Genomic DNA, 24,912 nt, shown 5'->3' on the forward strand with positions numbered 1-24,912 from the left:
ATTCTGCGTCCTTATTCTGACTATTTTGCGAAGGTTGCGAATAATGATGGGAGTAGAGTGTCGGCGGTGGCAAAGATGTTCTCCGGCGCCCGGTTGCGGCGGTTGCGCGAAGAACGAGGGCTCACGCAAGCGGCGTTGGCCCGCGCCCTGGATTTGTCCACCAGCTATGTCAACCAGCTGGAAAATGACCAGCGGCCGATCACCGTGCCGGTGCTGCTCGCGCTCACCGAGCGCTTCGATCTGCCGGCGAACTATTTCTCCTCTGAGACGGACGCGCGGCTGGTTGCCGACCTGTCGGAGGTCTTCACCGCGACGGCCGCGGAGAACGTCAGCCGCGCCCAGGTCGAGGAACTGGTCTCGCGAATGCCCGAGGTCGGCCGCAGTCTGGTGGCCGTACACCGCCGGTTGCGCGACGCCACCAACGAAGTGGAGGCCTATCGCTCGCGGGCAACCACCGAGACATCGCTGCCACCCGAGCAGCCGATGCCGTTCGAGGAAGTGCGTGATTTCTTCTACGACCGCAACAACTACATCGGTGATCTCGACGTCGCGGCCGAGCAGATGTTTGTCGACAACCAGATGCGTGTCGGTGGGCTGGACATTGCGCTGTCGAAGCTGATGACCGAAAAATTCGGCATCACCGTTGTCGTCGATGGTGACCTGTCCGAAACCACCAAGCGCTCCTTCGATCCGGTGACCCGGGTGCTTCGGGTCGCCCACGGTCTACTGCCGGGCCAGCGTGCGTTCCAGATCGCCACTCAGCTGGCGCTGGTCAGCCAGTCAGAGCTGATTTCGAGCGTCGTGGCCACCGACGACCAGCTCAGCGTCGAGGCGCGCGGTGTCGCCCGGATAGGGCTGGCCAATTACTTCGCCGGCGCATTTCTCCTGCCGTACCGCGAATTCCAAAGCGCTGCCGAAGAACTGGGTTACGACATCGACTTGCTGGGCCGGCGCTTCGAGGTGGGCTTTGAGACCGTCTGCCATCGGCTCTCGACGTTGCAGCGCCCGGCGTGTCGCGGGGTGCCGTTCATCTTCGTCCGTACCGACAAGGCCGGCAACATCTCGAAGCGCCAGTCGGCCACCGCTTTTCACTTCAGCCGCGTCGGCGGCAGCTGTCCGCTGTGGGTGGTGCACGACGCGTTTGCTCAGCCGGGCCGGATCGTCACCCAGGTGGCGCAGATGCCCGATGGCCGCTCGTACTTCTGGATCGCCAAGACCACCGCCCCGGAAGGCCGCGGTTATCTCGCCCAGCACACCAGTTTCGCGATCGGTTTGGGCTGCGATCTCGCCCATGCCGACAAGCTGGTCTACTCCACCGGCGTCGCTCTCGACGACCCGGGCACCGCGATACCCATCGGGGGAGGTTGCAAGATCTGCAATCGCGCCGCATGCGCGCAGCGCGCGTTCCCCTACCTCGGTGGCCAGGTTGCGGTCGACGAGAACACCGGCAGCAGCCTGCCGTATTCGCCGAGTGTTTGACCGGTTCGGCTCCAAGGCGGGCTCACCCGTCGGCTACCACGAGCAGAACTGGACCATCCAGCGCTGTTCCGGCGGCGGCATGATCAGCCACGCACCTACCGGCGTGTTGACCGAATTCGGTCCGGCGCTGCGCGAGCCCTGCGGCCGCATCCATTGGGCCGGAACGGAGAGCTCCGCCGTCATGTGCGGCTGCGTTGACGGAGCGGTTCGTTCCGGTGAGCGCGCCGCGAGCGAGGTGCTGGCACTCGAGGCGACGGCTGCTACTGCTCCTGCTTGACCGGCGGCCGATAGAAGATCAACAGCTGGCCGATGGCCCCGCCCAGTCCCAGCAGCACCGAGATCAGCAGGCCGGTCCAGCCGTAGAACGGTTTGTCGAGGAGCAGCGAGTCCAGGCTGTAATGGCCGGGACCCACGGTGGCCACCGTGACGGCGCCGACCGCCAGCACCATGACGTACTCCCAGCCTTCGTTGATGATGAAGAAGCCGTGCGGCCGGTGTACGGTCCAGGCGGCGACGAACATCAGCGCCACGAAGCCGGCAGCCGGGATGGGAGTGAGCAACCCGGCGGCCAGTCCCAGGCCGGCGGCCATCTCGGTGCTGGCCGCGACCAGGGCCTGGAATCTGCCGGCCTTCATGCCGATGCTCGAGAACCAGCGCGCGGTTCCCGGGATGCGGCCGCCGCCGAAGAACTTGTTGTAACCATGGGCGGCCAGCGTCAGCCCCAGCACCAGCCGCAGAATCAGTAAACCGACATCGTAGGCAGTCATAGACGCCAACCTAGATCATCGGGTAGGCAGAAGTATCCTGCCACCCGCCAACAACGCAAGGAGCTGACATCAAGATCGCGATCATTGGCGCCGGCAACGTCGGACGCGCCCTGGGTACGGCGTGGCGGAACCGCGGCCACGACGTCACATTCGGAGTGCGCGACCCCGACGATCCCAAGTACGAGTCGCTCGGCGCGGTCATGGGCAACGAATCCGCTGCAGCCGCAGCCGATGTCGTGGTGCTGTGCACGCCATGGCAGGGCACTCAGCTGGCCGTACAGAGCTGCGGCGACCTGGGCGGCAAGGTCCTCATTGATTGCACGAATCCGCTCAGCCCCGACTTCACCGCGCTCGAGGTCGGCCTGACCAGCTCCGGTGCCGAACAGGTCGCATTCTGGGCGCCCGGCGCGCGGGTCTGCAAAGCGATGAATCAGATCGGCGCGGCGCTGATGGACGGGCCGCAACTATCCGGTCAACCGGTGATGTTCATTTGCGGCGACGAGGACCAGGCCAAGTCGATGGCCGCCGGGCTGGTCGTCGAGCTGGGCTTTGAGGCCGTCGACGCCGGAGACTTGCGGGTGGCGCGGCTGCTGGAACCCTACGCGCTGCTGTGGATCCACTTGGCGCTGCGCCGGGGATTCGGCGCGAACTTCGGCTTCGGTCTGTTGCGCGGCCAGTCCTGACGATGTCGCGCGACGCGGTACTGCCCCTCGACGGCAACGGGACCCGTCCGCCCGAACTCTTGGGCCACAAGGGTTTTGGCATCGACACCATGCGCCGGCACGGCTTGCCGGTACCGCAGGCGTTCTGCATCACCACCGAGGTGGGCGCCCGGTACCTGGCGGCGCCTGAGACGACGATGGCCGCAATTTGGGACGACGTGCTCGCGGCGCTGCGCGAGCTGGAGACCGCAACCTCGCGCACATTCGGACGGGGTCCGCGTCCGCTGCTGGTCAGCGTGCGTTCCGGTGCGGCCATGTCGATGCCGGGAATGATGGACACGGTGCTGGATGTGGGCATGTGCGTCACCACCGAAGAGGCGCTGGCCAAGCAGGGCGGTGCCGCGTTCGCTCGCGATACGAGGCTCCGGTTCACCCGCTGGTATCAGCGCATCGTCGCCGATGCGGTGCCCGAAGACCCGTATTCGCAGTTGCGTGCGGCGATCGAGGCGGTGTTTGCGTCATGGAACTCACCGCGCGCCGTGGCCTACCGTGCTCACCACGGCTTGGACAACCAGGGCGGCACCGCGGCGGTTGTGCAGGCGATGGTGTTCGGCAACCTGGACACTGATTCCGGTGCCGGCGTGATGTTTTCGCGCAACCCGATGACTGGCGCCAACGAAGAGTTCGGCGAGTGGCTGGTCGGCGGCCAAGGCGACGATGTGGTGTCGGGCACCGTCGACGTCCAACCGATCACCGAATTGCGCGAGCAGCAACCGGTCATCTATGCCGAGCTGACCGCCGCTGCCGGCACGCTGGAGCGGTTCACGGCCGACGTGCAGGAGATCGAATTCACCGTCGAGAGCGGGAAGTTATGGCTGCTGCAGACCCGGGCCGCGAAGCGATCCGCACAGGCCGCGGTGCGCCTGGCACTGCACCTGCGGGCCGACGGCCTCATCGACGACGCCGAGACCCTGCGCCGCGTCACCCCGACCCATGTCGAGGCACTGCTCCGGCCGTCACTGCAGCCCGAAACCCGCTTGGCTGCATCGCTTCTAGCCAACGGTCTGCCTGCCTGCCCGGGTGTGGCAACCGGCCGGGCCTACACAGACGTCGACGAGGCAGTAGATGCCGCCGAGCGAGGCGAAGACGTCATTCTGGTTCGCAGCCACACCAGCCCCGATGATGTGCACGGCATCCTGGTCGCTCGCGGGGTCGTCACCGAAACCGGCGGGGCCACCAGCCACGCAGCAGTGGTCAGCCGTGAACTCGGTCGGGTCGCGGTAGTCGGATGTGGCGACGGAACCTCCGAATCGTTGGCGGGCAAACTGATCACCGTCGACGGCACTGAAGGCGAGGTGCGCGACGGCACCCTCGAACTCGCGGCCTGGTCGGAGAACGACACGCCGGAGCTGCGCGAGTTGGCCGAGATCGCACGGCGTTTCACTTCCCTGCGCGGACATGCCAGCGGCGAGAGCCCACTGATCGCGATGCTGACCGAACTGCGACGGAGCGACGGTAATCAGACATGAGCGAATTGGCTGTGCTGCAAGCGGTTCGCCTGAAAGGCCGGGTCAGCCTCGCGGACCTGGCCGCGACATTGAGTGCAGATCCAGCCGATCTCGCCGATACCGTCGAGCAGCTGACCCAATCCGGCCTGTTGATCGCCGGGACGACCGTGCGGGTCAGTCCCGACGGACGCGCCCGGCTTGGCGAACTGTTGGCCGAGGAGCGTGCGGGTATCGATGCTGCCGCGCTGGCGGCCACCTACGACGAATTCCGGACGGTCAACGCCGAATTCAAGGCGCTGGTCACCGATTGGCAAGTCAGAGACGGAGAGCCCAATACTCACGACGATGCCGCCTATGACACGGCGATCGTGGAACGGCTGGATCGTGTGCATCAACAGGTGCTGCCGGTCATTGCGGCGGCCGCGGCCCAGCTGCCGCGGCTGAGCCGCTATTCGACCAAGTTGCAGGCGGCGCTGGACAAAGTCCAAGCCGGGGAGAACATCTGGCTTTCTCGACCGCTCATCGACTCCTACCACACCGTGTGGTTCGAGCTGCACGAGGAGTTGATCGTCGCGGTCGGTCGGACCCGCGATGCGGAAGCTAAATCCGGTGATGCTCAGTGAGTTACAACGCGGCATCCAATCGCGCCAGATAGGCATCGATGTCGCCGATCGCCGATTCTGCCGCGTGGACGCTGATCGCGATGGTGTCGCCGATACCGTGCACACCGTGGGTGAGACCCATCGCCGGTGACAGCGCCGGATACCCGGCAGTCAACAACACGGGTGCAGCTCCCAAGCGCAGGTCAGCACGTCCACGGTAGACGCTGGACACCACGGTATTGCCGGATACCTCGGTCGGCCGCGCATCGGCGTCGAACTGGGCCACGCCCCAGCGCAACAGCGGTGCGGGAACCGCCGCGAATGCCCGATCGGCGGCGAGTGCCGCCGGATGCTCGGCGCGACGGCGCGCATCGGCCAACTCGGCAACGATCCGCTCGGCTCGAACCTCCCGCGGCAGTCCTGGGTACAGCCCGATCGAGACGTTACGAAAATGGTTGTGCGCGTGCCGCGCACCAGGTTTGGCCATCGGCACCTCGGCGCCCAGCACGTCGGCCGCCGCACCCAGATGGTCGGAAAGCGCAGTGGCCACCGCGGACAACACCGCGACCGTGACCGTGGGACCGGGCAAGTGGGAACGGTCGCGCACCAGTGTTCGTACCGTGCGGGATCCCGCCGGGCGGGCGTTGGTGCTCAGCGCCGGCCGTGATCCGACAGGCGGGTCAAGAAGTCCGGCCTGCCTGTCCTGGTTCAGCTTGCGGTGGGCACGCGCCGCCACCAAGGCACGCCACGGCAGGAAACCCGGCGAAGCTGCGGCGACGTCAGGCACAGCGGCGTCACGGCCGAACAGCCAGCCGGCCAGCGCCGCGGTGCGGGCACCGTCGGCCAGCGCATGCGCCACCTGCAGCACCGCCACGGCGCCCGGGCCGGTGCTGCCCGGAATATCGCGTACTGGCGTGAAAAGGTGAAGCCGCCAGGGTGTTCGGCGAGGAGCCAGCTGCTCGTCGGCGAGCCGCACCACCGCGTCCAGACAACCGTGCCAGCTGTTGTCGTGCGGTTTGTGGCAGAGCGTGTGGGTAGGCTCGACGGTCATCGGCACCCACTGCGGGTAGGTGAGCACAGATCCGTCCTCGACGCGCATCGCCAAGGCCGGACAGGCTTGGGCGCGATGGCGCAGCTCGTCGGCGAGGCACTCGACATCAGCCGGTTGGCCGTCGAACGCGTAGAGCAGAAACTGGTCGTTGGGGATCTTGGCCGACATCCAGTAGAACTGCGCGTCGACTGCCGCCATCCGGGTCGACATGGAAATAAGCCTAGGGCGGCGTGGTTTCTCCACAGTTGGCGCCTTGTCCACAGGCCGACAACCTGACTTGGCTCCCGATTCGGGTTCGCCGTGTCGCAGCGACTTGACCTGTGTCTTTTCGGTTTTGGGGGCCGCGGGTGTTGGCGCACTAAATTCGGGACGAGCCGCCGGCAAGCAGATCCGGGGCAGACGTTGAGGGCACAGTCTCGGCGCGGATCGCGCAGCCGAGACTTGTCGTACCCGGCTGCGATGATGAACCCATGTCCTCGATCGCGACCGCAGTCAGCGCCGATGCGCATCCTGGCAGGCGTCTCGAGGGGCTCTTCGAGGAACTGTCGGAGTTGACCGGTCAGCGCAACGCGATCGATGGACGCATCGTGGAGATCGTCGCCGAGATCGAACGCGACGAACTGTGGGGTAATACCGGCGTACGCTCGATCGCGGCGCTGGTGGCCTGGAAGACCGGTGTGTCACCGGGAAACGCCCACACCATCAGCGCCGTCGCACACCGGCTCGAGGAGTTCCCCCGCTGCGCCCAGGGGATGCGCGAGGGCCGCTTCTCACTAGACCAAGTCGGCGTGATCGCCCAGCGAGCCGGCCAGGGATCTGACGAGCACTATGCGCAGCTGGTCGGCGTTGCCACGGTCAGCCAACTGCGCACCGCGGTCAAGCTCGAACCGCGGCCCAAACCCGGTCCACGGCCCGAACCGCAGCCAACGATCACCAAGACCACCGATGCCGAGTTCGACTTCTGGCGCATCGCCCTTCCGCACACCGACTCGGCCACGTTCGAGGCGGCGCTGCAGTCGCATCGTGATGCGCTGATGGCCGAGTGGACACGCGACCGCGACAGCAGCGGCACAAACCCTGATCAGCACCCCCCGATGCCGACACATATCGACGCGTTCATGCGCCTGGTCGAAACCGGATGGGATGCTGAGGTGCAACGCCGCCCGCACGGACAGCGCACCACGGTGGTGGTGCACGTAGATGTCACACAGCAGATCGGCGCCCTGCATCTGGGCCCATTGCTGTCGCAATCCGAGCGGCAGTACCTGACATGCGACACCACCGCTGAAGTGTGGTTCGAACGCCACGGCGAAGTGATCGGTTGTGGTCGATCGACCCGCACGATCAGCCGCCGGCTGCGCCGCGCACTCGAGCACCGCCACCCCACGTGCGCCGTTCCCGGCTGCGCAGCCACCCGCGGCCTGCACGCCCATCACATCCGACACTGGGAAGACGGCGGCCCCACCGAGCTGAACAACCTGGTGCTGCTGTGCCCCTACCACCACCGGCTGCACCACCGAGGCATCATCACCATCACCGGACCGGCCAGCCACCTCGGCGTGACCGACAGCGACGGCAAGCAACTCCACCCAGGATCGCTGGCCCGTCCCCCCAGCAGCCCACCGCCCGCGGTCGCACCCTGCCCCGGACCGACCGGGGAGCGAGCCGACTGGTGGTGGTACGAACCATTCCAACCACAACCACCACCGACAACGAACTGGGTTGGCCGCGGCGCGCGGTCTTTGTCAGCACAATATCGAAGCTCAAACAGGCTGGGGCATCAAGATCCGCGCTGACGTGCGCATTAAGTTGTGACGACTCGGGTCATAGTGCCCCATGCGTCCGTCAGGATGCATGGTTACGCGATGTCACCAGTGAACAGTCTCGCCGTCGCTACGGCAACGCTGTCGCTACGCCGACCCGATGAAGGCCAGCACCAAGTCGGCAACGTTCTCCGGTTGTTCGAGCTGTAGGAAATGGCCGGCGTGTTCGACAATCGCCACATCGCTTCCGGCAGGAAGCACCTTCTCCGTCCAGTGTGCGAAAGCCGGTGTGGCGCAGCCGTCATCGCGACCGTGCAGGTACAAGCTCGGCAATACCGGTGCCGACGTCCAGTGCCGGTGCAATTCGGCATACCGCGCCGGTGGCCGAGTGTTGCGGATCGTCGCCCGGTACGGGCCCAATGCGGCGCGCCAACCCTCCGGCGTCCCGATCGCGGCGTCGACGTGCCGCAGATCCTCCTCGGCGTCATAACCGGGCGACCACCGCCGCCACAGCCGCGGCACCACCGAGGCAGCGGAACGTTCTGGTAACCAAGGTAACTGGAAGTACATGATGTACCAGCTGCGCAACAGCTGATGCGGGAGTTCGCCGAGCAGCCGGCCCCGGTCGGGCACCCGTCCCAGCGGACGGAACGCCGCCGCTGGCGGCACCGACATGATCACCGCCTTGGCAAACGGGCTGTCCGGCATTGCGGCCAATCCAGTCGCGGCGATAGCGCCCCAGTCGTGGCCGATCACCACATCGCGGTCGGAGCCGCCGATCGCCTCCCGCACCTGCAGTGCATCATGCATCAGCGCGCCGATGTGATAACTGCCGTCGGCCGGTATCGACGACGGCGCGTAGCCACGCATGAAGGGGGCCACCACCCGCCACCCCGAGTCGGCCAACCGCGGAGCGAACTTCCGCCAGCCGTAGGCAGTGTCGGGAAAACCATGAAGGCACAGCGCAATCGGGCCGTCGGGCGGGCCCCAGGTCAGTGACTTCAGCCCGACCTCAGGGGCGTGCGTGTCGATCCAGCGCGGTCCAGTCATCACCGATCCTTCTCGTGTCGACTGCGGCTCGTGCGGCAGTTCCCGCCTGACGAGTATCGCTCACACCCCGACAGAATGCCGATCAGGTCGCGTCAGATGGTGTCCCATCCGGAGATCAGCCAGCGCTCGCCGACTTTGTCCAGGGTGGCCCGGATACCCGTCGCGGCGTCGGACGGCGGCGAGCTGCCGACAGTGACGGTCTGGTCGACGAACACCAAAACCACCGCATGGTCCTCGGTCGCCGATACCGATGCCGCAGCGGGCACACTGGCAGTCGCCGACACTCGTTGTTCTTTCGCGTTGGGGACGAGCACCTCCCGCGTCACCTGCAGGTAGGTCTCAAGAAAGGGGCCGGTCAGGCGACTCCGCGCGGCCTCCACGTCGTTCTCGACCGTGTCGGGCCGAAACGACAGCAGGGCGACCGCAGATTCCTTTGCGGTCCGAACTGATTGGATGCGGGCGAGATCAATATCGCGGGTCGACGAGTCCTGCCATTTCAGCAGCGCCGCCGCTACTGCGAGCAGCAATGCCAAACCCGGAAGCACGCCGTAAACCAGTACATGCGCTGTGGTGCTGATAGCGGTCTGCCGGCCGTCGGTCCGACCGGATTTCGGTCGGGTCATGACACGAATGCGACGTTGGACAGCTTGGCCTCGTCGCCCATCTTCTGCACGATGATCCGCAGTCGCCAGAGCTGCGCCTCGTGCTGGCTAACTCCAGGCGTCGTCGACTTCACTTCCACCGCCACCAGCACCTGACCTGCGTCGCCGGTCTGCGACTCCAGGCCGGCTTCGGTCACGGTGCCCGCCAACGTCGCCCGGTTTTGCTTGACGAAGTCGAGGAATGGCCGCCACCGCTGCGGGAAATTGGCGTAGAAGCTGCCGGTCGCCGATCCCAGGATCCGCTGCGTCTCGGCGTCGGCGTGCTCGTAGTCGAGCGTGGTGAGGTTGACCGCGCCCTGCCGTGCCACTTGTACGAACAGGTCGCGGTGTACGTCGGCTTCGTGCGACTCGTAAGCGCGGAACCCCAGCCAGCCCACCAGCGCCGCCAACACCGCCACTCCGATCAACCCGGCGACCAGCGCTGTCCGCTGCACCGCGATCGGACTCGCCGTCGGCGGTGCTTGCTGGGCACCTAATTCTTCGTCGGGCTTCTCGTCAGAGGTGGCAGCATCGGGCCAGGCCATACTGTCCAACCTACGTGCCGGCGTCGAGGCGATCACGTCGAGCAGTGCCGCCGCTCAGGCCTGTGCGACAGCCTTTTCCACGTCGGCAACGATGATTTTGCGCATGCCGAGCATCGCCTTGGTCGCCGCGGCAGCACGCACGGGGTCGGGATCACAGATCAACTCCGGGAGCCGCCGGGGGACGATCTGCCAACTCAGCCCGTAGCGGTCCTTGAGCCAGCCGCACTGCGACTCTTCGCCGCCATCGGTCAGCCGACCCCAGTAGTAGTCGACCTCCTCCTGGTCGCTGCACTCGACGGTGAACGACACCGCTTCGGTGAACCGAAAATGCGGGCCACCGTTGATGGCAATGAAGCGGGTGCCGTCCAGCACGAAGATGCCCGTCATCACCGCGCCAGACTCGCCTGGGCCTGCTTCGGTGTACCGGGTGAACTCCTCGATGTGCGAGTTCGGAAAGATCGAGGTGTAGAACTCGGCGGCCTCCTCGAGGTCGTCGTCGAACCACAGCGACGGCGTGATCGCCGGCATGGTGCCTCCCTTATCGTCGATTCCCTCCTGTCTGACCCGGGCGGCGCCCGAAACTCATCGGACAATCCGGCCTGCGTAACGTCAGCACGGTGAGCAGCACACCGCGCACTGTCAAATACTCCGGCGTCGGCGGCATCACTCTGGTGGCCGACGAATGGAATCGGGACGCGCCAACCGACCGGCCGACGATTCTGATGCTGCACGGCGGCGGCCAGAATCGGTTTTCCTGGAAGAGCACCGGTCAAGTCCTTGCCGACGAGGGATTTCACGTCGTCGCGATCGATAGCCGCGGGCACGGCGACAGCGATCGGTCTCCCGACGCCGACTACGACGTCGACACCCTGGCAGCGGACGTCATGCAGGTTCTCGATGCCATCGGCCGTCCGGTGGCGCTGATCGGCGCGAGTATGGGCGGGCTGACCGGCATCCTGGTCGCGGATCAAGCCGGAGCGCACCGGGTCACGGGGCTGGTGCTGGTCGACGTCGTGCCGCGGTTCGAGAAGAACGGCAGCGCACGCATCCGGGACTTCATGTTCAGCGGCCTCGACGGGTTCGGCTCCCTCGAAGAGGCCGCAGACGCCGTCGCCGCGTATCTGCCGCATCGGACCAAGCCGCGCAGTCCGGAGGGCTTGAAGAAGAACCTGCGGCTGCGTGATGGCCGTTGGTACTGGCACTGGGATCCGGCGTTCATGACCAAACCCGGCGACGATCCGCAATTGCGCACCGAGAAGTTCGAGCATGCCGCCGCATCCTTGACGATCCCGGTGTTGCTGATCCGCGGAAAGCTGTCCGATGTGGTCAGTCCGGAAGGGGTGCAGCACTTCCTGGCGACAGTGCCCAGCGCGGAGTTTGTCGAACTGACCGGGGCCGGCCATACCGCAGCCGGCGACGACAACGACGCGTTCAGCGACGTCGTGGTGCGGTTCGCCAAACGCTAGGCGCCGGGCTTCTCGTCGTGCCCGCCGAACTGCTTGCGCATCGCCGACAGCGCCTTATCGGCGAACTCGTCAAGGCGTCGAGAGGCGAAGCGGGAATACAGCGCCGAGGTCAGCACCGGCGCGGGAACCCCTTCGTCGATCGCCGCGATAGAGGTCCAACGGCCCTCCCCGGAGTCGGAGACGTGACCAGCGAACTCTTTGAGGTCGGGAGCCTCGTGCAGCGCAATCGCGGTCAAATCCAGCAGCCATGATTCGATCACGCTGCCGCGCCGCCAAAGTTCGGTGACCTCGGGGATGTCGATGTCGTATTGGTAGAACTCGGGATTGGTCAGCGGTGCGGTCTCCGCGTCGCCCTCGCCCTTCTTCATGCGGGTACCGATGTCGGCGTTGCGCAGGATGTTCAGCCCTTCGGCAAGCGAAGCCATCATTCCGTACTCGATGCCGTTGTGCACCATCTTGACGAAGTGCCCCGCACCCGACGGCCCGCAGTGCAAGTACCCCTTCTCGGCTTGCGCGACTTCACCGTCGCGGCCCGACGTGCGCGGGGCCGCCTCCACCCCGGGCGCCACGCTGGCGAAGATCGGCTCGGCGTGCGCGACCGCATCGGCGTCGCCGCCGATCATCAGACAGTAGCCGCGATCGCGGCCCCACACACCGCCGCTGGTGCCGCAGTCCAACAGGCGTATGCCTTTCTCCGACAAGGCTTTTGCGTGCCGCATGTCGTCGCGGTAATAGGAGTTGCCGCCGTCGATGACGATGTCGCCATCGGCGAGGGTATTGGCCAGGTCGATGATCACCCCGGTGGTGATATCGCCGGCCGGCACCATCACCCAGACCACGCGCGGTGCAGCGAGCTTCTCGGCCAACTCGGACAACGACGACACCCCGGTGACGTTGTCTGCGCCGGCCATCGCTTTGACCGCATCGGGATTGTGGTCGTAGACCACGCATTCGTGTCCGTCTTTGACCAGGCGGCGGACGATATTGGCGCCCATTCGGCCCAGGCCGATCATTCCTAGCTGCATTTTCGTCCGTTCTCCTTACTTCGACGCCTGGTTGGCGGCCGGCATCCACGGCTCTTCCCAACCGTGGTGACCGCGCAGCAGCGACCGCGCGGCTTCTGGGCCCCACGAGCCCGGCTCGTAGGGATGAACTTCGCCTGCAGTGTCGAGCAGCGGCTGCACAATCCGCCACGTTTCCTCGATGCTGTCTTCGCGGGCGAACAGCTGGCGGTCGCCGGTCAGCCCGGCATGCAACAGGCGCTCATAGGGCCGTATCGGTTCACCCAGATCCGCCGCGAAGGAGGAGTCCAAGTGGACGTCGCGCCACGAGTCTCCGTCCAGCGCCACCAACTGCAGGCGCAATCCCGGATCGGGGTCGACCCGCAAGACGATCTGGTTGCGTTCGGCGCGTTCGCGTTTGGGCAGAAACGCCAATGCGGGAACGCGGCGGGTGAACAACCGCACCTCGGTTACCTTCTCCGGCAGCGCCTTACCTGCCCGCAGGAAAATCGGCACGCCGGACCAGCGCCAGTTGTCGATCTCGGTGCGCAGCGCGACAAAGGTCTCGGTCTGCGAGCCGTCGGCCACCCCGTCGATGTCGGTGTAGCCCGCGTACTGACCGCGCACGTAATGCGCAGGATCCAGGGCGGGCATCGCGCGGAACACCTCGTACCGTTTGTCGTTCAGGTCGTCGGCGCTCGGGCCGACCGGCGGCTCCATCGCCACCAGCGCAAGCACCTGCAGCAGATGGTTTTGCACGACGTCGCGCAGCGTCCCGACCGCGTCGTAGAACTTGCCCCGGTCCTCGACGCCGAAATTCTCGGCCATGGTGATGTGGATCTCGGAGATACTGCGACGGTCCCACAGCTCGGCCAGCGTCGTGTTGGCGAACCGCAGGTATTCCAGTTCGACGACCGGCTGTTTGCCCAAGAAGTGGTCCACCCGCAGGATCTGCTCTTCGTCGAGCACCGCGCGTAACTGCGCGTTGAGTTCCTGTGCTGACTTCAGGTCGTGGCCGAACGGCTTTTCCACCGCGACGCGCGATCGCTCCAGCAGCCCGACCTTTCCGAGATTTTCGACGATCGGCGCGAACAGCGACGGCGGCATCTCCAGGTAGTAGAGGCAAGTGCGGTCGGTGCCGATGTGCTCGGCCAGCTCTTTGTACAGCCCCGCGTCGGTGACGTCGCCGTGCAGGTAGGACAACCGGTCGGCCAGCCGGTCGAACACCGCGTCGTCGATCTTCTCGCCAGTGTCGCCGATCGCCTTGCGGGCCCGCTTGACCAACTCGTCTTTCGCGATGTCGTCGCTGGCAACGCCCAAGATCGGACACTGCAGCAGCTTGCGGCGTTCCAGACGGTACAGGGCTCGGAAGGTCATCTTGCGGGCCAGATCGCCGGTGATGCCGAAGATCACCAGCAGATCAGAGGGACTACCACCGCATTCGGCCAATCCGGGACCTCCACCCACAATCGACTAGTCAGCTCTGCGTTTTGATACTTGTATCTTGCCCCCGGCGGCCAACTTCAACCCTAGACATTGCGGATGCGCCCCGACAACCCACGGGCCTAGTCGGGAAGCACGTCGGCAGTTGCACTTTCGTGGCCTCCTGTCCACAGCCGAGCTCGATAGGTAAAGATGCGTGTCATGATCGCGGTCTACGTCCTGGCTGGAGTCGCGGTGCTGGAAGCCGCGGCGCTGGCCGTCTTGGGAGTGCTATATACCCGCAGCCGACGCGAAGTCGACGAACTCCGGCAGCGACTCGACAGCCGCAATTGGCTGCTATCGGGCGGCCGTGAGGCGGTCAAGACGGTGTGGCAAACAGCCAACCTCGTTCGCAAAGAGGGGTTCGGCGCCGCGGTACGCAGCTCGATCGAAGACCTCGCCGATTGGGCGGAGGTGGAACGCCCCGACCTCGCTCGGATCACCCCGGACGGCCGGGTGGTCATTTTGTTTTCCGATATCGAGGAGTCCACCGCGCTCAACGAGCGGATCGGCGACCGCGCCTGGGTCAAGTTGATCGGTTCGCACGACAAGCTGGTCCGGCGCCTGGTCCAGAGCCACTCAGGACACGTGGTGAAGAGTCAGGGCGACGGGTTCATGATTGCGTTCGCACATGCCGAAGACGCAGTGCGATGCGGTCTGGATGTCCAACACGAATTGCACAGAGACGCTAAGCGCAACCGGCGCAACGGTATTCGAGTCCGGATCGGCATCCACATGGGTCGCTCGGTGCGCCGCGGCGACGACCTGTTCGGCCGCAACGTCGCGATGGCGGCTCGAGTCGCCGGGCAGGCTGCCGGGGGTGAAATCCTGGTCAGCGACGCGGTATACGACGCACTGCACGAGTGCGACGACATCGCATTCGACGACGGCCGTGACGTTGAATTGAAGGGTTTCAGCGGATCCCAGCGCCTCTACGCGGTCACCCGCTAGCGCTGGTCCGACTCGGCCAGGCGTTGATGCAGGCGGGCCCGGACCTCGTCGGGTGTGTAGGCCTTTCGCCGTCGCTGGTCGCGGGCGACCAGCACTCCCCCCGCCGCGACGCCGACGAGACCGGCCAGCCCAAGCCACTTCCATACGTTGCGCATGGGACAAGTCTGCATAAGCTGCGGGGGTGGATGCGAACACGGTGACGTTACATCGGGCGCTGAACGAGACCCGCACCGGCGACATCTGGCTCTTTCGCGGCCGGTCGGGGCCGGACCGGGCCATCCAAACGCTGTCGAACAGCCCGGTGAACCACGTCGGCATGACGGTGGCGATTGACGACCTCCCGCCGCTGATCTGGCACGCCGAACTCAGCGACAAGCTGACCGACGTCTGGACCGGCACCAACCACCGCGGCGTGCAACTCCACGACGCTCGGCAAGTCGTCGAGCGGTGGGTGCAGCACTACCACCAGCGCTGCTGGCTGCGACAGCTGACGCCCTACGCCAACCGCGAACAGGAGGACCGCATGTTGCGGGTCATCGCCCGCCTGGACGGCACTCCGTTCCCCACGGCCGCACGACTAACCGGGCGCTGGTTTCGGGGCCGGATCCCGACCGCGTATGACTGGGTACGTGGAATACCATTGGTGGACAAGAAAGTTCGCGAATCCACCCGGCGGCGCAAGACGCAGCGGCGCAACGAGGTCGGTTTGGAGACGGCCTATTGCGCCGAGACGGTGGCCATCACGTACGAAGAGATGGGGCTGCTGGTTACCGACAAGGATGCCAACTGGTTTGACCCCGGCTCGTTTTGGAGCGGTGACTCCTTACCGCTGGCTCCGGGATATCGATTGAGCGACGAAATAGCCGTCGTGACGGGCTAATCCGAGCTGATTGCCTAGGCAAGTTCCAGGCTGGTCTGCACCGGAGTTGCGTTGCGGGTCAGGTCGAGCACTGGGCAGTGCGCATCGACGGCGTCTTGCAGTTGCCGGTAGCGCTCCGGGGTTTCCGGCCCCGTCACTGTGACCACTACTCGCACGGCGCCGAAGCCCGCGCGCACGTCATCGTCGAACCCGAAAAAGCCGCGCACGTCCAAGTCACCCTCAGCCCGGGCGGAGATGTCGTCGACGGCAATGCCGAGCTTCTCGGCCCAGAACCGCCACGTCACGATCTGGCATGACAGCAGCGACCCGAGGTAGTACTCGACGGGATTCGGCGCCGTGCCCTCCCCGCCCAGCGCCGGTGGCTCGTCGACCTCGACCCGGTACTTGCCCAGGGTGACGGTGCTGGCGACCGCATCATGGGACTGCGCCGCGGCTTCGAACACCACGTGGGCAGCGGCCTCGTCGGCCGCTATCGCGTCATCGGTGGCGGCGATCAGGCCGCCAAGATGGTTGGTTGAGGTCGTCACGGCACACGCTCCTTCAGTCTGGGTCGAGACTAATCAGCGTCCGGCCGAAGGCAAGGTGGCGTCGCGGCACGGTTGCCGCTGAACTGGGCGTTTCAGCACGTTCACGATGAGCCGAATCGGCCGCGCGAGACCGCGCCATCTCCGCCAGCCAGATGATCGTGCCGACGGCAGGGAAGACGGCGCCGAGGATGCACACCGCGCCCCAGCCGTAGCTGCCGTAGACAATGGCAGAGAGCATGCTGCCCAGCGAGCCGGCGGCGAAGTAGCTGGTCATGTAGGCGGTGTTGAGCCGACTGCGGGCCTCCGGGCGCAGCGGATAGAACACGCTTTGGTTGGTGATGTGCGTGCCCTGGATGCCCAGATCCAGCAGCGCCACTCCGAGCGCCAACGCCGCCACCCGGGTCTGCCCGACCCACAGCAGCACGAAGCTCAGCGCGGTCAACACGATGAAGGCGCCGGTCTGCGCGCGGGCGTAGCCGCGGTCGGCCAACCCGCCCGCGAACTTCGCCGCCAGCGCACCCGCGACGCCGAACAGCGTGAACAGCCCGATCTGGCCGTCGGACCAGTGATAGATGCCGCCGGCGAGCAGGAAACCGACGCTGGTCCAGAACACGCCGAAGCAGGCGTAGGTCAACATGCCGTACCACATGCGCAGCCGCAGGACCGGCTCCTCACGCACGATCTGCACGACCGAGGCCAGCAATCGCCGGTAGCTCATCCGGACGTCGGGCGCCCGCACCGGTAAGGAGCGCACCAGGACGCAACTGACCAGCATCAGCGCCGCAGCGACGACGAACACCGCGCGCCAGCCTGCGACGGCTGCGATCAGTCCGGCCACGACCCGGGACAGCAGAATGCCCAGCAGCAGGCCGGTCATCACGCTGCCGATGACGCGCCCGCGCTCGTCCTCGTAGGCCAGCGATGCGGCAAACGGCACCAGCACCTGTCCGACCACTGAGCCGATACCCACCAAAATCGCCGCCGCAGCCAGGACTGGCCAACTCGGCGCGACAGCCATGCCCAGCAGGCAGACACAGGTCGCAATCAGCATGCCGGTGAGCAGCTTTCGTCGCTCGGTCAGGTCGCCCAGCGGCACCAGCAGCGCGAGGCCGATCGCGTAGCCGACCTGGCTGGCCGTGACGATGAGGCCGACGCTGGTGGTCGACGCGTGAAAGTAGTCGGCGATGGTGCCGACCAGCGGCTGAGCGTAATAGCTGTTGGCCACCACCAGGCCAGAAGTGAGCGCCATGACGAACACCAGCCGACGGTCCATCCGCGGCTGGGCTGACTCGGCGTGGCTCATGGCCCCATGGTGCCTGCCCGGTTTCCAGTTGTAAAATAACTAGCTTTTCTTAGATTAAGAACTAGTATCGATATGTGGAGTTGAGGCAGCTGCGGCACTTCGTGGCGGTGGCCGAAATTGGGCAGTTCACCCAGGCGGCAGCCGAACTGGGCATCTCCCAGTCGGGGCTGAGCGCGTCGATACGCACGCTCGAGAACGACCTGCGCACGCCGTTGTTCGAACGCAGCACCCGCTCGGTGGTGCTCACGACCGCGGGTCGCGCGTTGTCGGAGCACGCTCAGCGCATCCTGCGTGAGGTGCAGGCTGCCGAGAAGGCGATCACTGCGGTCCGCGACGCCGGCGCGGGGCAGCTGGCACTCGGTGTGGTGCAGACGTTCACCGCCGTCGACCTGCCCGCATGCATCGCCGCTCTACACGCGCGGCACCCCGGCGTGGAGATCGTGCTGCGCGAGGCACCGACCGTCGACCTGTTGGCGGCCGTCGAGGACGGCGAGTTGGACTTGGCTTTTGTCGCGCTGGACGCCACACCGCTGCCGGAGCGGCTTGTCGCGCTACGGGACTATCCCGAGATGCTGGTGCTGGTGGTCGGGCAAAAGCATCAGTTGGCCGAGCGCGAGGCGGTGCGACTGGCCGACGTGGCGGAGCAGCCGTTCGTCGACTTCCAGGCTGGCCTGGGACTGCAAACGGTCGTCGAAGCGCTCTTTCGCGCCGCCGGCGTTGAGCGACGGATTGCCTTCCGCACCAGCCAAATGGAGCAGGCGCTGAGTTTGGTCCACCACGGGCTCGGGATTGCCGTGGTGCCCGAACCGGTCGCGCGCCGCAGCGGGCTGCCCATCATTCGGCTGCGCCGGGTCGGCGGCGATACCCACCCGCCAGCTCGAAGACTTGCGCTCGTTGGTCGAACACGGGTACCGACCAATCCGGCCGCCCGCGTCTTCCTCGAACTGCTGTCGTAATCGATTGGCGCTGAAGCTCGTCGAGATCGGATTGGCGACGAACTGCTCCGGCCGATGACAGGCAGCCATGCGGCGGATAACGCAAAACGGCAATTTCACTACTGGCCCGGCGGCAGCGTTTTTGAATGGCTGCCTCGCGATCGCCGTTGAGATTGTGCCCAGGGCTGTTGATTCGCGAATATCACGACCCTGTGTGCAATTTCAACGGAGAGCCGCTTGGCGGCGGCTTTCGAGCATTTCCGGCTTGCGAACACGATGGCGGGACCATCAGCCTCACTCCATCGGGCGAGGGGTGCACACGTCCAGTGGATTAGCGCTCACACGATTCCAACGCGTGGAGGCGGCACGCTGATAGAGGGCATCGCTGCCCCTGTGTTCCGATCATCCGACCGATTCTTGCGGGCTGTCCAAAGGCGCTGGACCGCTAATGTCACCGGGTGGTTGAACGACACCTTGGAGTCGGCAGCGATTAGGCCGCGAACCTCAGCCGGCTTCGCGGATCGTCCCTCAGCGCCGAGGCAAGGAATCGAACATACATTGGAAATCCTTTGGCGGACAGCCATACTGGGTAGGATCCGGGACGCCCGCGCATCCTGTTCCGTCTGTTGTTGGGAATTGTCCCTGCGGACATTGTTGGGGTTCTTCTCCGCTCGCGATCGGGGTGGTAAGCAGCCCGACCGCTACTATTCCTGCCGCCGCGGCGAGGATCGCCGGGATCTTGGTACCCATGTCAATTGTTCTCCGGGTCATCGCTGACCCCCCCTTTTTTCGGTGCCGGAACCCGTTGTCCCGGATCCACGGACCATAACCACATACCCGCCGTCAAGATTATGCTTTTGACAATGATTTAGGGAGCCGGCTTTGCCGACTACCGGCGCGGCAGAGTTCGCCTGGCCTGCAAAGTGACGCCGGGCACCGTGTTTGCCAAGTCTGGCCGACTCTTGGCGAAACCACGAAGCGCGCGGTAAAACGACCAAACTTGGCGGGGGGTAGGAACTTTTGGTATCCACGCCAGTTCCCAATGAATGCCGTTTCTCGGGTCATCGAAGAACACCGCGTAATAGCCGGGCCAGTACTGCGGGTACTCCTGCGGCTCGTCAGTGACGGGAATGCCACGCTTGACCAAGAACTCGCGATGAAAGCGGTCAACCTCTCCTCTGTTGCGGGCCCACACGGCAATGTGGTTGATCCCGACCGTCTGGTCGCTGTGCGTCAACTTCTCTCCAGTATGGGCCGGCTGAATACCAATGTAGCTGTGTGGGTTGACATATCGCGTCATGTAATACGTCGACTGGTACTCCATGTTCAGCGACGAGAAGCTGCTGTATCCGAGCCAGCCGAACATTGTGTCGTAGAACGCGATGGACTCGTCATAGTCCAACACCGCGAATTCAACGTGACTAACGCCGCGCCACCGCATTGCGCCTCCTCAGAAATTACTCGTACTCCGCACCGGACCCGGATCTAGTCATAGATGATTGCCAGCCCACGCCGCCGAAGGTCCGCTAGGCGATCGCACATGGATTGAAGCTGATCGGGTGAATGGCCCTCCCAGTCGGTGAGCTCGCCAATTATTCGCACGGGGTCGCGGGTGCGGAAGGAGCGAGTCGGATTTCCAGGATGCCGTTTGTCCGTCACGTTCGGGTCGTCTTCCAGTGTCCCGGTCGGTTCCACGACGTATATGCGACAACGACCGTCGCCGACAGCCAGCTCCGCTCCCCACACTGCCGCGTCTAGCGTCTGGGTCACATAGACGTGGTTTGAGAGGCGCCCTGTCTCGTAGTTCGACTGACGTCCGGGCACCAGAAGATCACCCACCGAGAGGCCGGCTTTGGTCCCGTGCAGCAGTGCACCCGACTCGTGCACTTCAAAGGGTTTCGGCGTGCTCGGCACCGCAATCCTCCATCCGTTGCATTTCGTGGTCGGAAGATTCTGCAGCGCCTCAGGGGCCTTGCCGCAAGCCCCCCTCCCTGTCATATCGTGAGAGGGGGAGGACGCGGACCGTTTCGCCGGCAGTCAAAATCCGAACTTGGCGCGTGCCTCTTCGGTAACCGGGGTGAACCGGTTGACGAGGTTTCCATCTGGATCCCGAAACAGCAGCGCACGATTGCCCCAAGGCATGGTTGTTGGTTCTGTCACGACCTCGCCTATGCGTCCACGCAGCCGCTCGTACTCGGCGTCCACGTCCTCGACAATGAACTCCATGATCGCGCTGCGGTTGGCCGCCGGCTCGGCGGATCCTTCGCCAAACAGCGGGACGGTCTTGTCACTGCCGATGGCCAGCGTGCCGATCGGCGTCGGAATCTCGGCGAATAACTCGTTTCCCCATACCGCCGAGACGCCGGTGACCATCTCATAGAAATCGACCAGACGATTCACGTCTGCTGTGATGATGCGGGTCGAAATGAACTTCATGCAGCCCTCCCTGCGGGTTGTTGTGGCGTGCAGTGCCTGACCGCCGGCGTGCTAAGCATCGCCTCCGACAACCAGGCCGCAGCGCTGGTCAGGGGAGCCGACGGTGCTCAGCCTCCGGCTTCACATGTTGAAGCGGAACTCTAGTCACCACGTCAGCTCGGCAACTCGCACACCAGAAGATGGAAGGCGCCTTGGCCACTACCGACGCGCCTGTCCTCAATCTGACCGAAACCCGCCTCGCGGATAACCGGCACAAGTTCGTCGATGGGGCGCAACCGGAATCCATGGCGGGTGAAGGGCATTTTGGACATCTGATTCGGATCACCAACCCCGAGTACCAGTCGCCCGCCCGGCCGCAGCACTCTCACTAGCTCACTCAGAGCCGCGGCGAGGTCCGGTACAAAATAAATCGTGTTCGTCGAGATGATCGCGTCTAGTGCGGAATCTTCGAGAGGCAGGCTCTCCATCCGACCGGAATAGAGACGTAACCGCCCGCGAGCAATGTAGTCAGAGAACCGGCGCTTTGCTTCAGTGAGCATTGTCTCCGACATCTCGACGCCGTGAACAACCGTGCCCTCGCAATCGAGCAAGAGGTCGAGTCCAACTCCTCCTCCAAATCCGATGTCGGCGACTTCGGCCGCTGGTCCGCAACCCGTGGCGGCGACCGCAGCGACGACAATTGACCGATTGCCACGGTTGAGTAGCCGTCCGACGACCCGGCCTGCGAACCCGGTTGGTTCACCGAGCTGGCGAGCCAGCGCGGTAAGCGCACGTTCAACAAGCGGCATGGCGATCATTAGACCAGCTGCCGAAACCCGTGTCGCCGAATCTCAATTCCGCGCGATGCCTACTTGCTCACGTTGAACTGGAACTCGACTACACGTTGAAGCGGAATTCCACCCAATTCCGCCGCCGATAAATGTCATGGCGGCGGGGCCGCCGGGATGTGGGCGCAGACTGCCCTTCCCAATTCGGACGGCTCGGGGGACCATCTGGCTGGATTCCGACCAAAGAATGGAGACGCCGTGCCCGATCTCAAGGGGCTGTCGCACATCGACTTGACCGTGTCCGACTGCGAACGGTCCGGTTCGTGGTGGGAGGACGTGCTCGGCTTCGTCACCGTGGCCAATTCACGTGGAGCGACCTTCGAGACGCGATCCATGATTCATCCGTCCGGCGTCGTCGTGACACTGATGCGTCATGACGGAACAATCGGCGGCTCGACATTCGATGAACGGCGAATCGGCCTGGATCACCTCAGTTTTCAAGTCGAGAACCTAGACGAGCTAAATCGTTGGACGGAACACCTCAACCAGCACGACGTCGAGCATTCGAAAGTTATCGACATCGGGTGGGGCCCAACGGTGGTGTTTCGCGACCCAGACAACATCCAACTAGAACTCTTCGTCCACCCGGATTCCACTGACTAGGTCGATTTCAGACTCAGGTTCAGGCCGCGGCGTCGCCAGACGTTGAACCGGAACTAGACGTTGAACCTAAATTCCACGACATCGCCGTCGGCCATCACGTAATCCTTGCCCTCCATGCGGACCTTGCCGGCGGCCTTGGCCGCGGCCATCGACCCGGCGTCGATCAAGTCGTCGTAGGACACGATTTCGGCCTTGATGAAACCTTTTTCAAAGTCGGTGTGGATCACCCCGGCGGCCTTCGGCGCGGTGTCGCCCTGGTGAATGACCCAGGCCCGCGCCTCCTTTGGCCCAGCCGTCAGGAAGGTCTGCAGTTTCAACGTGTGAAATCCAGCGCGGGCCAACGCATCCAAGCCCCGCTCGTGCTGGCCGATGGACTCCAACAGCTCGGTGGCCGACTCGTCATCGAGCTCGGCCAATTCCGCCTCGATCTTGGCGTCCAGGAAAACCGCGTCTGCGGGCGCGACGAGCTCGCGCAGCGCGGCGACTCGGTCGGCGTCGGTCAGCACCGCCTCGTCGGCGTTGAAGGCATACAGGAATGGTTTGGTGGTCAACAGGTTCAGCTCTCGCAGCGGCGAAGTGTCCAGCCCGGCAGCGAACAGGGTCGTCCCACCGTCGAGCACCCGCTGGGCGGTCAGTGCAGCCTCGTGAACGGGTTTGCGATCCTTGTTGTTACGGGCTTCCTTCTCCAATCGAGGCACCGCGCGTTCGAGTGTTTGCATGTCGGCCAGGATCAACTCGGTCTCGATGACCTCGATGTCGGATTTTGGGTCGACCTGTCCGGCGACGTGAGCGACGTCGTCATCGGAGAACACCCGCACCACTTGGCAAATCGCGTCGCACTCCCGAATGTTGGCCAGGAACTTGTTGCCCAGCCCGGCCCCCTCCGACGCGCCGGCGACCAGCCCGGCGATGTCGACGAAGGTCACCGGCGCCGGCACGTTCCGCTCGGAATCGAACATCGCGGCCAGCTTGGCCAACCGTGGATCGGGCAGCGGCACCACGCCTTCATTGGGTTCGATTGTCGCGAACGGGTAGTTGGCAGCCACCACGTCGTTCTTGGTCAACGCGTTGAACAGCGTCGACTTGCCGACATTCGGCAAACCCACAATTCCCAGGCTCAAGCTCACAGGGAGCCAAGTGTAGGGGCGATCGCAAGCGCGGCGGAGCCGGGCGCGGCGGGTCGGCCCCGTTGACCCCGGCGATCGCAAGCGCGGCGGAGCCGGGCGCGGCGGGTCGGCCCCGTTGACCCCGGCGATCGCAAGCGCGGCGGAGCCGGGCGCGGCGGGTCGGACCTCTACAAGCCGGGCAGGTCTTTACGGGCCTTTGGGCGCTGAGCCGGTACGGTCGACATGTGTCAGCACAGCGGGCGAGGTCGGCAGTGACGGCAGGTCATCGCTCGATCCACCCCAATTTTCCTGGTGTGCCGTGGTGGGCAGCGATCGTCATCGCAGCGACCGCGACCGCCGTCGGGTTCGCTTTCGACGCTGGCTCGGGCAACAAAGAGTTGACCGACGTTTTCTCCGCGCTCTACGTGCTGGGCTGCGTGGCTGCGGTGTTGGCGGTCCGGCAATCAGCTGTCTTCACCGCGGCCATCCAACCTCCGCTGATCCTGTTCTGCGCAGTTCCCGGCGCCTACTGGCTGTTCCACGGCGCCAGATTCACCGGGCTGAAGGACCTGCTGATCAACTGCGGCTATCCGCTGATCGAGCGTTTCCCGCTGATGCTGTTCACCTCGGCCGGGGTGCTGCTGATCGGAATGATCCGCTGGTATCTGGGAATGGCGGTACGAACAACCGTCAACACCGAACCCGAGACCGAGGAAACCGGCGGGGTTCTCAGCGCCGTCATCGCGAAGCTCGCCGCGATGATCGGTGGCGACGCAGCCGAACCCGAACACAGCAGGAAACCCGCCAAAGCGCCAGCCCGCGCCCGGCGCACCGACACTGCCGGCCGCCGCACCAAATCAGCCCAAGCCACCGGAGCCCGGGCCGCCAAGCGTCCCGCACCAACCCGGTCCCGGCACATTCGGCCGCCGTTGGAGGAGCCGCTCGACCCTGCGATCGAACGCACCCGGCGCCGACGCCCGACCCGTAACCGCGACATCGATGCACCAGAACCGCCCCGCCGCGGCCGAGTGCCCCGCGATCCCGACCTGCGCGGCCGACCACCGCGGGAGATCCGGCGCGACCCGCATCTGCGTCGCGGCAGGCCGGCGGCCCGCAGCAGCCGCTTCGACCCGTACGAGTCCACCGAGGGTTACGAACCCGTCAATCCTGTTGAACCGCGTCGCCGCTCCGCACCCAGCGGTGCGACCGCGACGCATCACCCCATTTCACAGGTGCGCTACCGGCGGTCAGCCGGGAACGACGACTCACGCAAACCGCGCAAGTTCAAGGCCGACTCCTGGGAATACGACGTCTGACTGGCCCCGCG

General features: G+C 65.1%; 26 protein-coding genes and 2 pseudogenes. 12 read left to right on the plus strand and 16 right to left on the minus strand.

The genetic code is table 11. The features are described from left to right. Positions 1–75: 75 nt before the first annotated feature. Entirely contained in the window at positions 76–1,479 is a 1,404-nt protein-coding gene (locus AC5Y42_RS03770) for a short-chain fatty acyl-CoA regulator family protein (RefSeq protein WP_499896734.1), read from the plus strand. Between the two features lies 1 nt (position 1,480). Then, positions 1,481–1,756 (plus strand): annotated as a pseudogene (locus AC5Y42_RS03775) (FAD-dependent oxidoreductase); the annotation flags it as partial. Here the strand turns inward: AC5Y42_RS03775 and AC5Y42_RS03780 are convergent. Further along, complete coding sequence (locus tag AC5Y42_RS03780; protein ID WP_499895930.1) at positions 1,740–2,246, minus strand: DoxX family protein; 507 nt, start codon at positions 2,244–2,246, stop codon at positions 1,740–1,742. The pseudogene AC5Y42_RS03775 and the gene AC5Y42_RS03780 overlap by 17 nt on opposite strands. Before the next feature lie 80 nt (positions 2,247–2,326). Here AC5Y42_RS03780 and AC5Y42_RS03785 point away from each other — a divergent pair, with 80 nt between their 5' ends. The 3 genes from AC5Y42_RS03785 to AC5Y42_RS03795 are packed head-to-tail and all read left to right on the plus strand — an operon-like array spanning position 2,327 to position 5,039. Next, positions 2,327–2,929: an NADPH-dependent F420 reductase gene (locus tag AC5Y42_RS03785; protein ID WP_499896735.1), complete on the plus strand. Its 603-nt coding sequence runs from the start codon at positions 2,327–2,329 to the stop codon at positions 2,927–2,929. Between the two features lie 2 nt (positions 2,930–2,931). Beyond that, a complete protein-coding gene (locus AC5Y42_RS03790; protein ID WP_499895932.1) occupies positions 2,932–4,437 on the plus strand; it encodes a pyruvate, phosphate dikinase in 1,506 nt (501 codons plus the stop codon). Further along, positions 4,434–5,039 carry a MarR family transcriptional regulator gene (locus AC5Y42_RS03795; protein ID WP_499895934.1) on the plus strand — a complete coding sequence of 202 codons (606 nt, stop codon included), beginning with the start codon at positions 4,434–4,436 and terminating at the stop codon, positions 5,037–5,039. The genes AC5Y42_RS03790 and AC5Y42_RS03795 overlap by 4 nt, the downstream gene beginning before the upstream one ends. Before the next feature lies 1 nt (position 5,040). Here AC5Y42_RS03795 and AC5Y42_RS03800 read toward each other — a convergent pair whose 3' ends face one another. Beyond that, complete coding sequence (locus tag AC5Y42_RS03800; RefSeq protein WP_499895935.1) at positions 5,041–6,279, minus strand: WS/DGAT/MGAT family O-acyltransferase; 1,239 nt, start codon at positions 6,277–6,279, stop codon at positions 5,041–5,043. Positions 6,280–6,539: 260 nt separating this feature from the next. On the opposite strand from AC5Y42_RS03800, the pseudogene AC5Y42_RS03805 reads away from it, so the two are divergent. After that, a pseudogene (locus AC5Y42_RS03805) lies at positions 6,540–7,787 on the plus strand (HNH endonuclease signature motif containing protein); the annotation flags it as partial. A 192-nt stretch (positions 7,788–7,979) separates the two neighbouring features. On the opposite strand, the gene AC5Y42_RS03810 reads toward AC5Y42_RS03805, so the two are convergent. The 4 genes from AC5Y42_RS03810 to AC5Y42_RS03825 form a co-directional block, all read right to left on the minus strand. Further along, positions 7,980–8,882: an alpha/beta fold hydrolase gene (locus AC5Y42_RS03810; protein ID WP_499895936.1), complete on the minus strand. Its 903-nt coding sequence runs from the start codon at positions 8,880–8,882 to the stop codon at positions 7,980–7,982. Positions 8,883–8,974: 92 nt separating this feature from the next. Next, positions 8,975–9,505, minus strand: a complete 531-nt coding sequence (locus tag AC5Y42_RS03815) for a hypothetical protein (protein ID WP_499895937.1) — start codon at positions 9,503–9,505, stop codon at positions 8,975–8,977. After that, on the minus strand, positions 9,502–10,068 hold the full coding sequence (locus AC5Y42_RS03820) for an Rv1363c family protein (RefSeq protein WP_499895938.1): 567 nt from the start codon (positions 10,066–10,068) through the stop codon (positions 9,502–9,504). The genes AC5Y42_RS03815 and AC5Y42_RS03820 overlap by 4 nt, the downstream gene beginning before the upstream one ends. Before the next feature lie 54 nt (positions 10,069–10,122). Then, on the minus strand, positions 10,123–10,596 hold the full coding sequence (locus AC5Y42_RS03825) for a VOC family protein (protein ID WP_499895939.1): 474 nt from the start codon (positions 10,594–10,596) through the stop codon (positions 10,123–10,125). Between the two features lie 71 nt (positions 10,597–10,667). Here AC5Y42_RS03825 and AC5Y42_RS03830 point away from each other — a divergent pair, with 71 nt between their 5' ends. Continuing rightward, the gene (locus tag AC5Y42_RS03830) at positions 10,668–11,534 is read left to right on the plus strand and encodes an alpha/beta fold hydrolase (protein ID WP_499896736.1); all 867 of its coding nucleotides are present in this window, start codon (positions 10,668–10,670) and stop codon (positions 11,532–11,534) included. Here the strand turns inward: AC5Y42_RS03830 and gnd are convergent. Beyond that, positions 11,531–12,559, minus strand: a complete 1,029-nt coding sequence (gene gnd / locus AC5Y42_RS03835) for a phosphogluconate dehydrogenase (NAD(+)-dependent, decarboxylating) (RefSeq protein WP_499895941.1) — start codon at positions 12,557–12,559, stop codon at positions 11,531–11,533. The two genes, AC5Y42_RS03830 and gnd, sit on opposite strands and share 4 nt — an antisense overlap. Positions 12,560–12,574: 15 nt before the next feature. Then, positions 12,575–13,984 (minus strand): glucose-6-phosphate dehydrogenase, encoded by a 1,410-nt coding sequence (locus AC5Y42_RS03840; protein ID WP_499896737.1) that lies wholly within the window; start codon positions 13,982–13,984, stop codon positions 12,575–12,577. A 195-nt stretch (positions 13,985–14,179) separates the two neighbouring features. On the opposite strand from AC5Y42_RS03840, the gene AC5Y42_RS03845 reads away from it, so the two are divergent. Further along, positions 14,180–14,968: an adenylate/guanylate cyclase domain-containing protein gene (locus AC5Y42_RS03845; protein WP_499895942.1), complete on the plus strand. Its 789-nt coding sequence runs from the start codon at positions 14,180–14,182 to the stop codon at positions 14,966–14,968. Here AC5Y42_RS03845 and AC5Y42_RS03850 read toward each other — a convergent pair. After that, positions 14,965–15,123, minus strand: coding sequence for a hypothetical protein (locus tag AC5Y42_RS03850; protein ID WP_156657709.1), 159 nt, complete (start codon positions 15,121–15,123; stop codon positions 14,965–14,967). The two genes, AC5Y42_RS03845 and AC5Y42_RS03850, sit on opposite strands and share 4 nt — an antisense overlap. A gap of 26 nt (positions 15,124–15,149) precedes the next feature. Between AC5Y42_RS03850 and AC5Y42_RS03855 the strand changes: the two genes are divergently transcribed. Then, entirely contained in the window at positions 15,150–15,848 is a 699-nt protein-coding gene (locus AC5Y42_RS03855; RefSeq protein ID WP_499895943.1) for a guanylate cyclase, read from the plus strand. Between the two features lie 14 nt (positions 15,849–15,862). Here AC5Y42_RS03855 and AC5Y42_RS03860 read toward each other — a convergent pair whose 3' ends face one another. Next, the gene (locus AC5Y42_RS03860) at positions 15,863–16,375 is read right to left on the minus strand and encodes an OsmC family protein (protein ID WP_499895944.1); all 513 of its coding nucleotides are present in this window, start codon (positions 16,373–16,375) and stop codon (positions 15,863–15,865) included. A gap of 13 nt (positions 16,376–16,388) precedes the next feature. Beyond that, positions 16,389–17,678 (minus strand): MFS transporter, encoded by a 1,290-nt coding sequence (locus AC5Y42_RS03865; RefSeq protein ID WP_499895946.1) that lies wholly within the window; start codon positions 17,676–17,678, stop codon positions 16,389–16,391. A gap of 74 nt (positions 17,679–17,752) precedes the next feature. Between AC5Y42_RS03865 and AC5Y42_RS03870 the strand changes: the two genes are divergently transcribed. Beyond that, positions 17,753–18,634 carry a LysR family transcriptional regulator gene (locus tag AC5Y42_RS03870; RefSeq protein ID WP_499895947.1) on the plus strand — a complete coding sequence of 294 codons (882 nt, stop codon included), beginning with the start codon at positions 17,753–17,755 and terminating at the stop codon, positions 18,632–18,634. 868 nt (positions 18,635–19,502) lie between these two features. On the opposite strand, the gene AC5Y42_RS03875 is transcribed toward AC5Y42_RS03870, so the two are convergent. The 4 genes from AC5Y42_RS03875 to AC5Y42_RS03890 form a co-directional block, all read right to left on the minus strand. Next, complete coding sequence (locus AC5Y42_RS03875; RefSeq protein WP_499895948.1) at positions 19,503–20,054, minus strand: VOC family protein; 552 nt, start codon at positions 20,052–20,054, stop codon at positions 19,503–19,505. Positions 20,055–20,098: 44 nt separating this feature from the next. Next, entirely contained in the window at positions 20,099–20,527 is a 429-nt protein-coding gene (arr, locus tag AC5Y42_RS03880) for an NAD(+)--rifampin ADP-ribosyltransferase (RefSeq protein WP_499895950.1), read from the minus strand. Positions 20,528–20,650: 123 nt separating this feature from the next. After that, positions 20,651–21,049: a VOC family protein gene (locus AC5Y42_RS03885; protein WP_499895951.1), complete on the minus strand. Its 399-nt coding sequence runs from the start codon at positions 21,047–21,049 to the stop codon at positions 20,651–20,653. A 152-nt stretch (positions 21,050–21,201) separates the two neighbouring features. Beyond that, a complete protein-coding gene (locus AC5Y42_RS03890) occupies positions 21,202–21,846 on the minus strand; it encodes a class I SAM-dependent methyltransferase (RefSeq protein WP_499895953.1) in 645 nt (214 codons plus the stop codon). A gap of 228 nt (positions 21,847–22,074) precedes the next feature. Between AC5Y42_RS03890 and AC5Y42_RS03895 the strand changes: the two genes are divergently transcribed. Beyond that, positions 22,075–22,479, plus strand: coding sequence for a VOC family protein (locus tag AC5Y42_RS03895; RefSeq protein WP_499895954.1), 405 nt, complete (start codon positions 22,075–22,077; stop codon positions 22,477–22,479). Positions 22,480–22,532: 53 nt separating this feature from the next. On the opposite strand, the gene ychF is transcribed toward AC5Y42_RS03895, so the two are convergent. Next, the gene (gene ychF / locus AC5Y42_RS03900; protein WP_499895955.1) at positions 22,533–23,606 is read right to left on the minus strand and encodes a redox-regulated ATPase YchF; all 1,074 of its coding nucleotides are present in this window, start codon (positions 23,604–23,606) and stop codon (positions 22,533–22,535) included. 224 nt (positions 23,607–23,830) lie between these two features. Here ychF and AC5Y42_RS03905 point away from each other — a divergent pair, with 224 nt between their 5' ends. Next, a complete protein-coding gene (locus tag AC5Y42_RS03905) occupies positions 23,831–24,901 on the plus strand; it encodes a DUF6542 domain-containing protein (RefSeq protein ID WP_499895957.1) in 1,071 nt (356 codons plus the stop codon). Positions 24,902–24,912 lie beyond the last annotated feature (11 nt).

The sequence above is a fragment of the Mycobacterium sp. NGS48 genome (genome assembly GCF_059812585.1).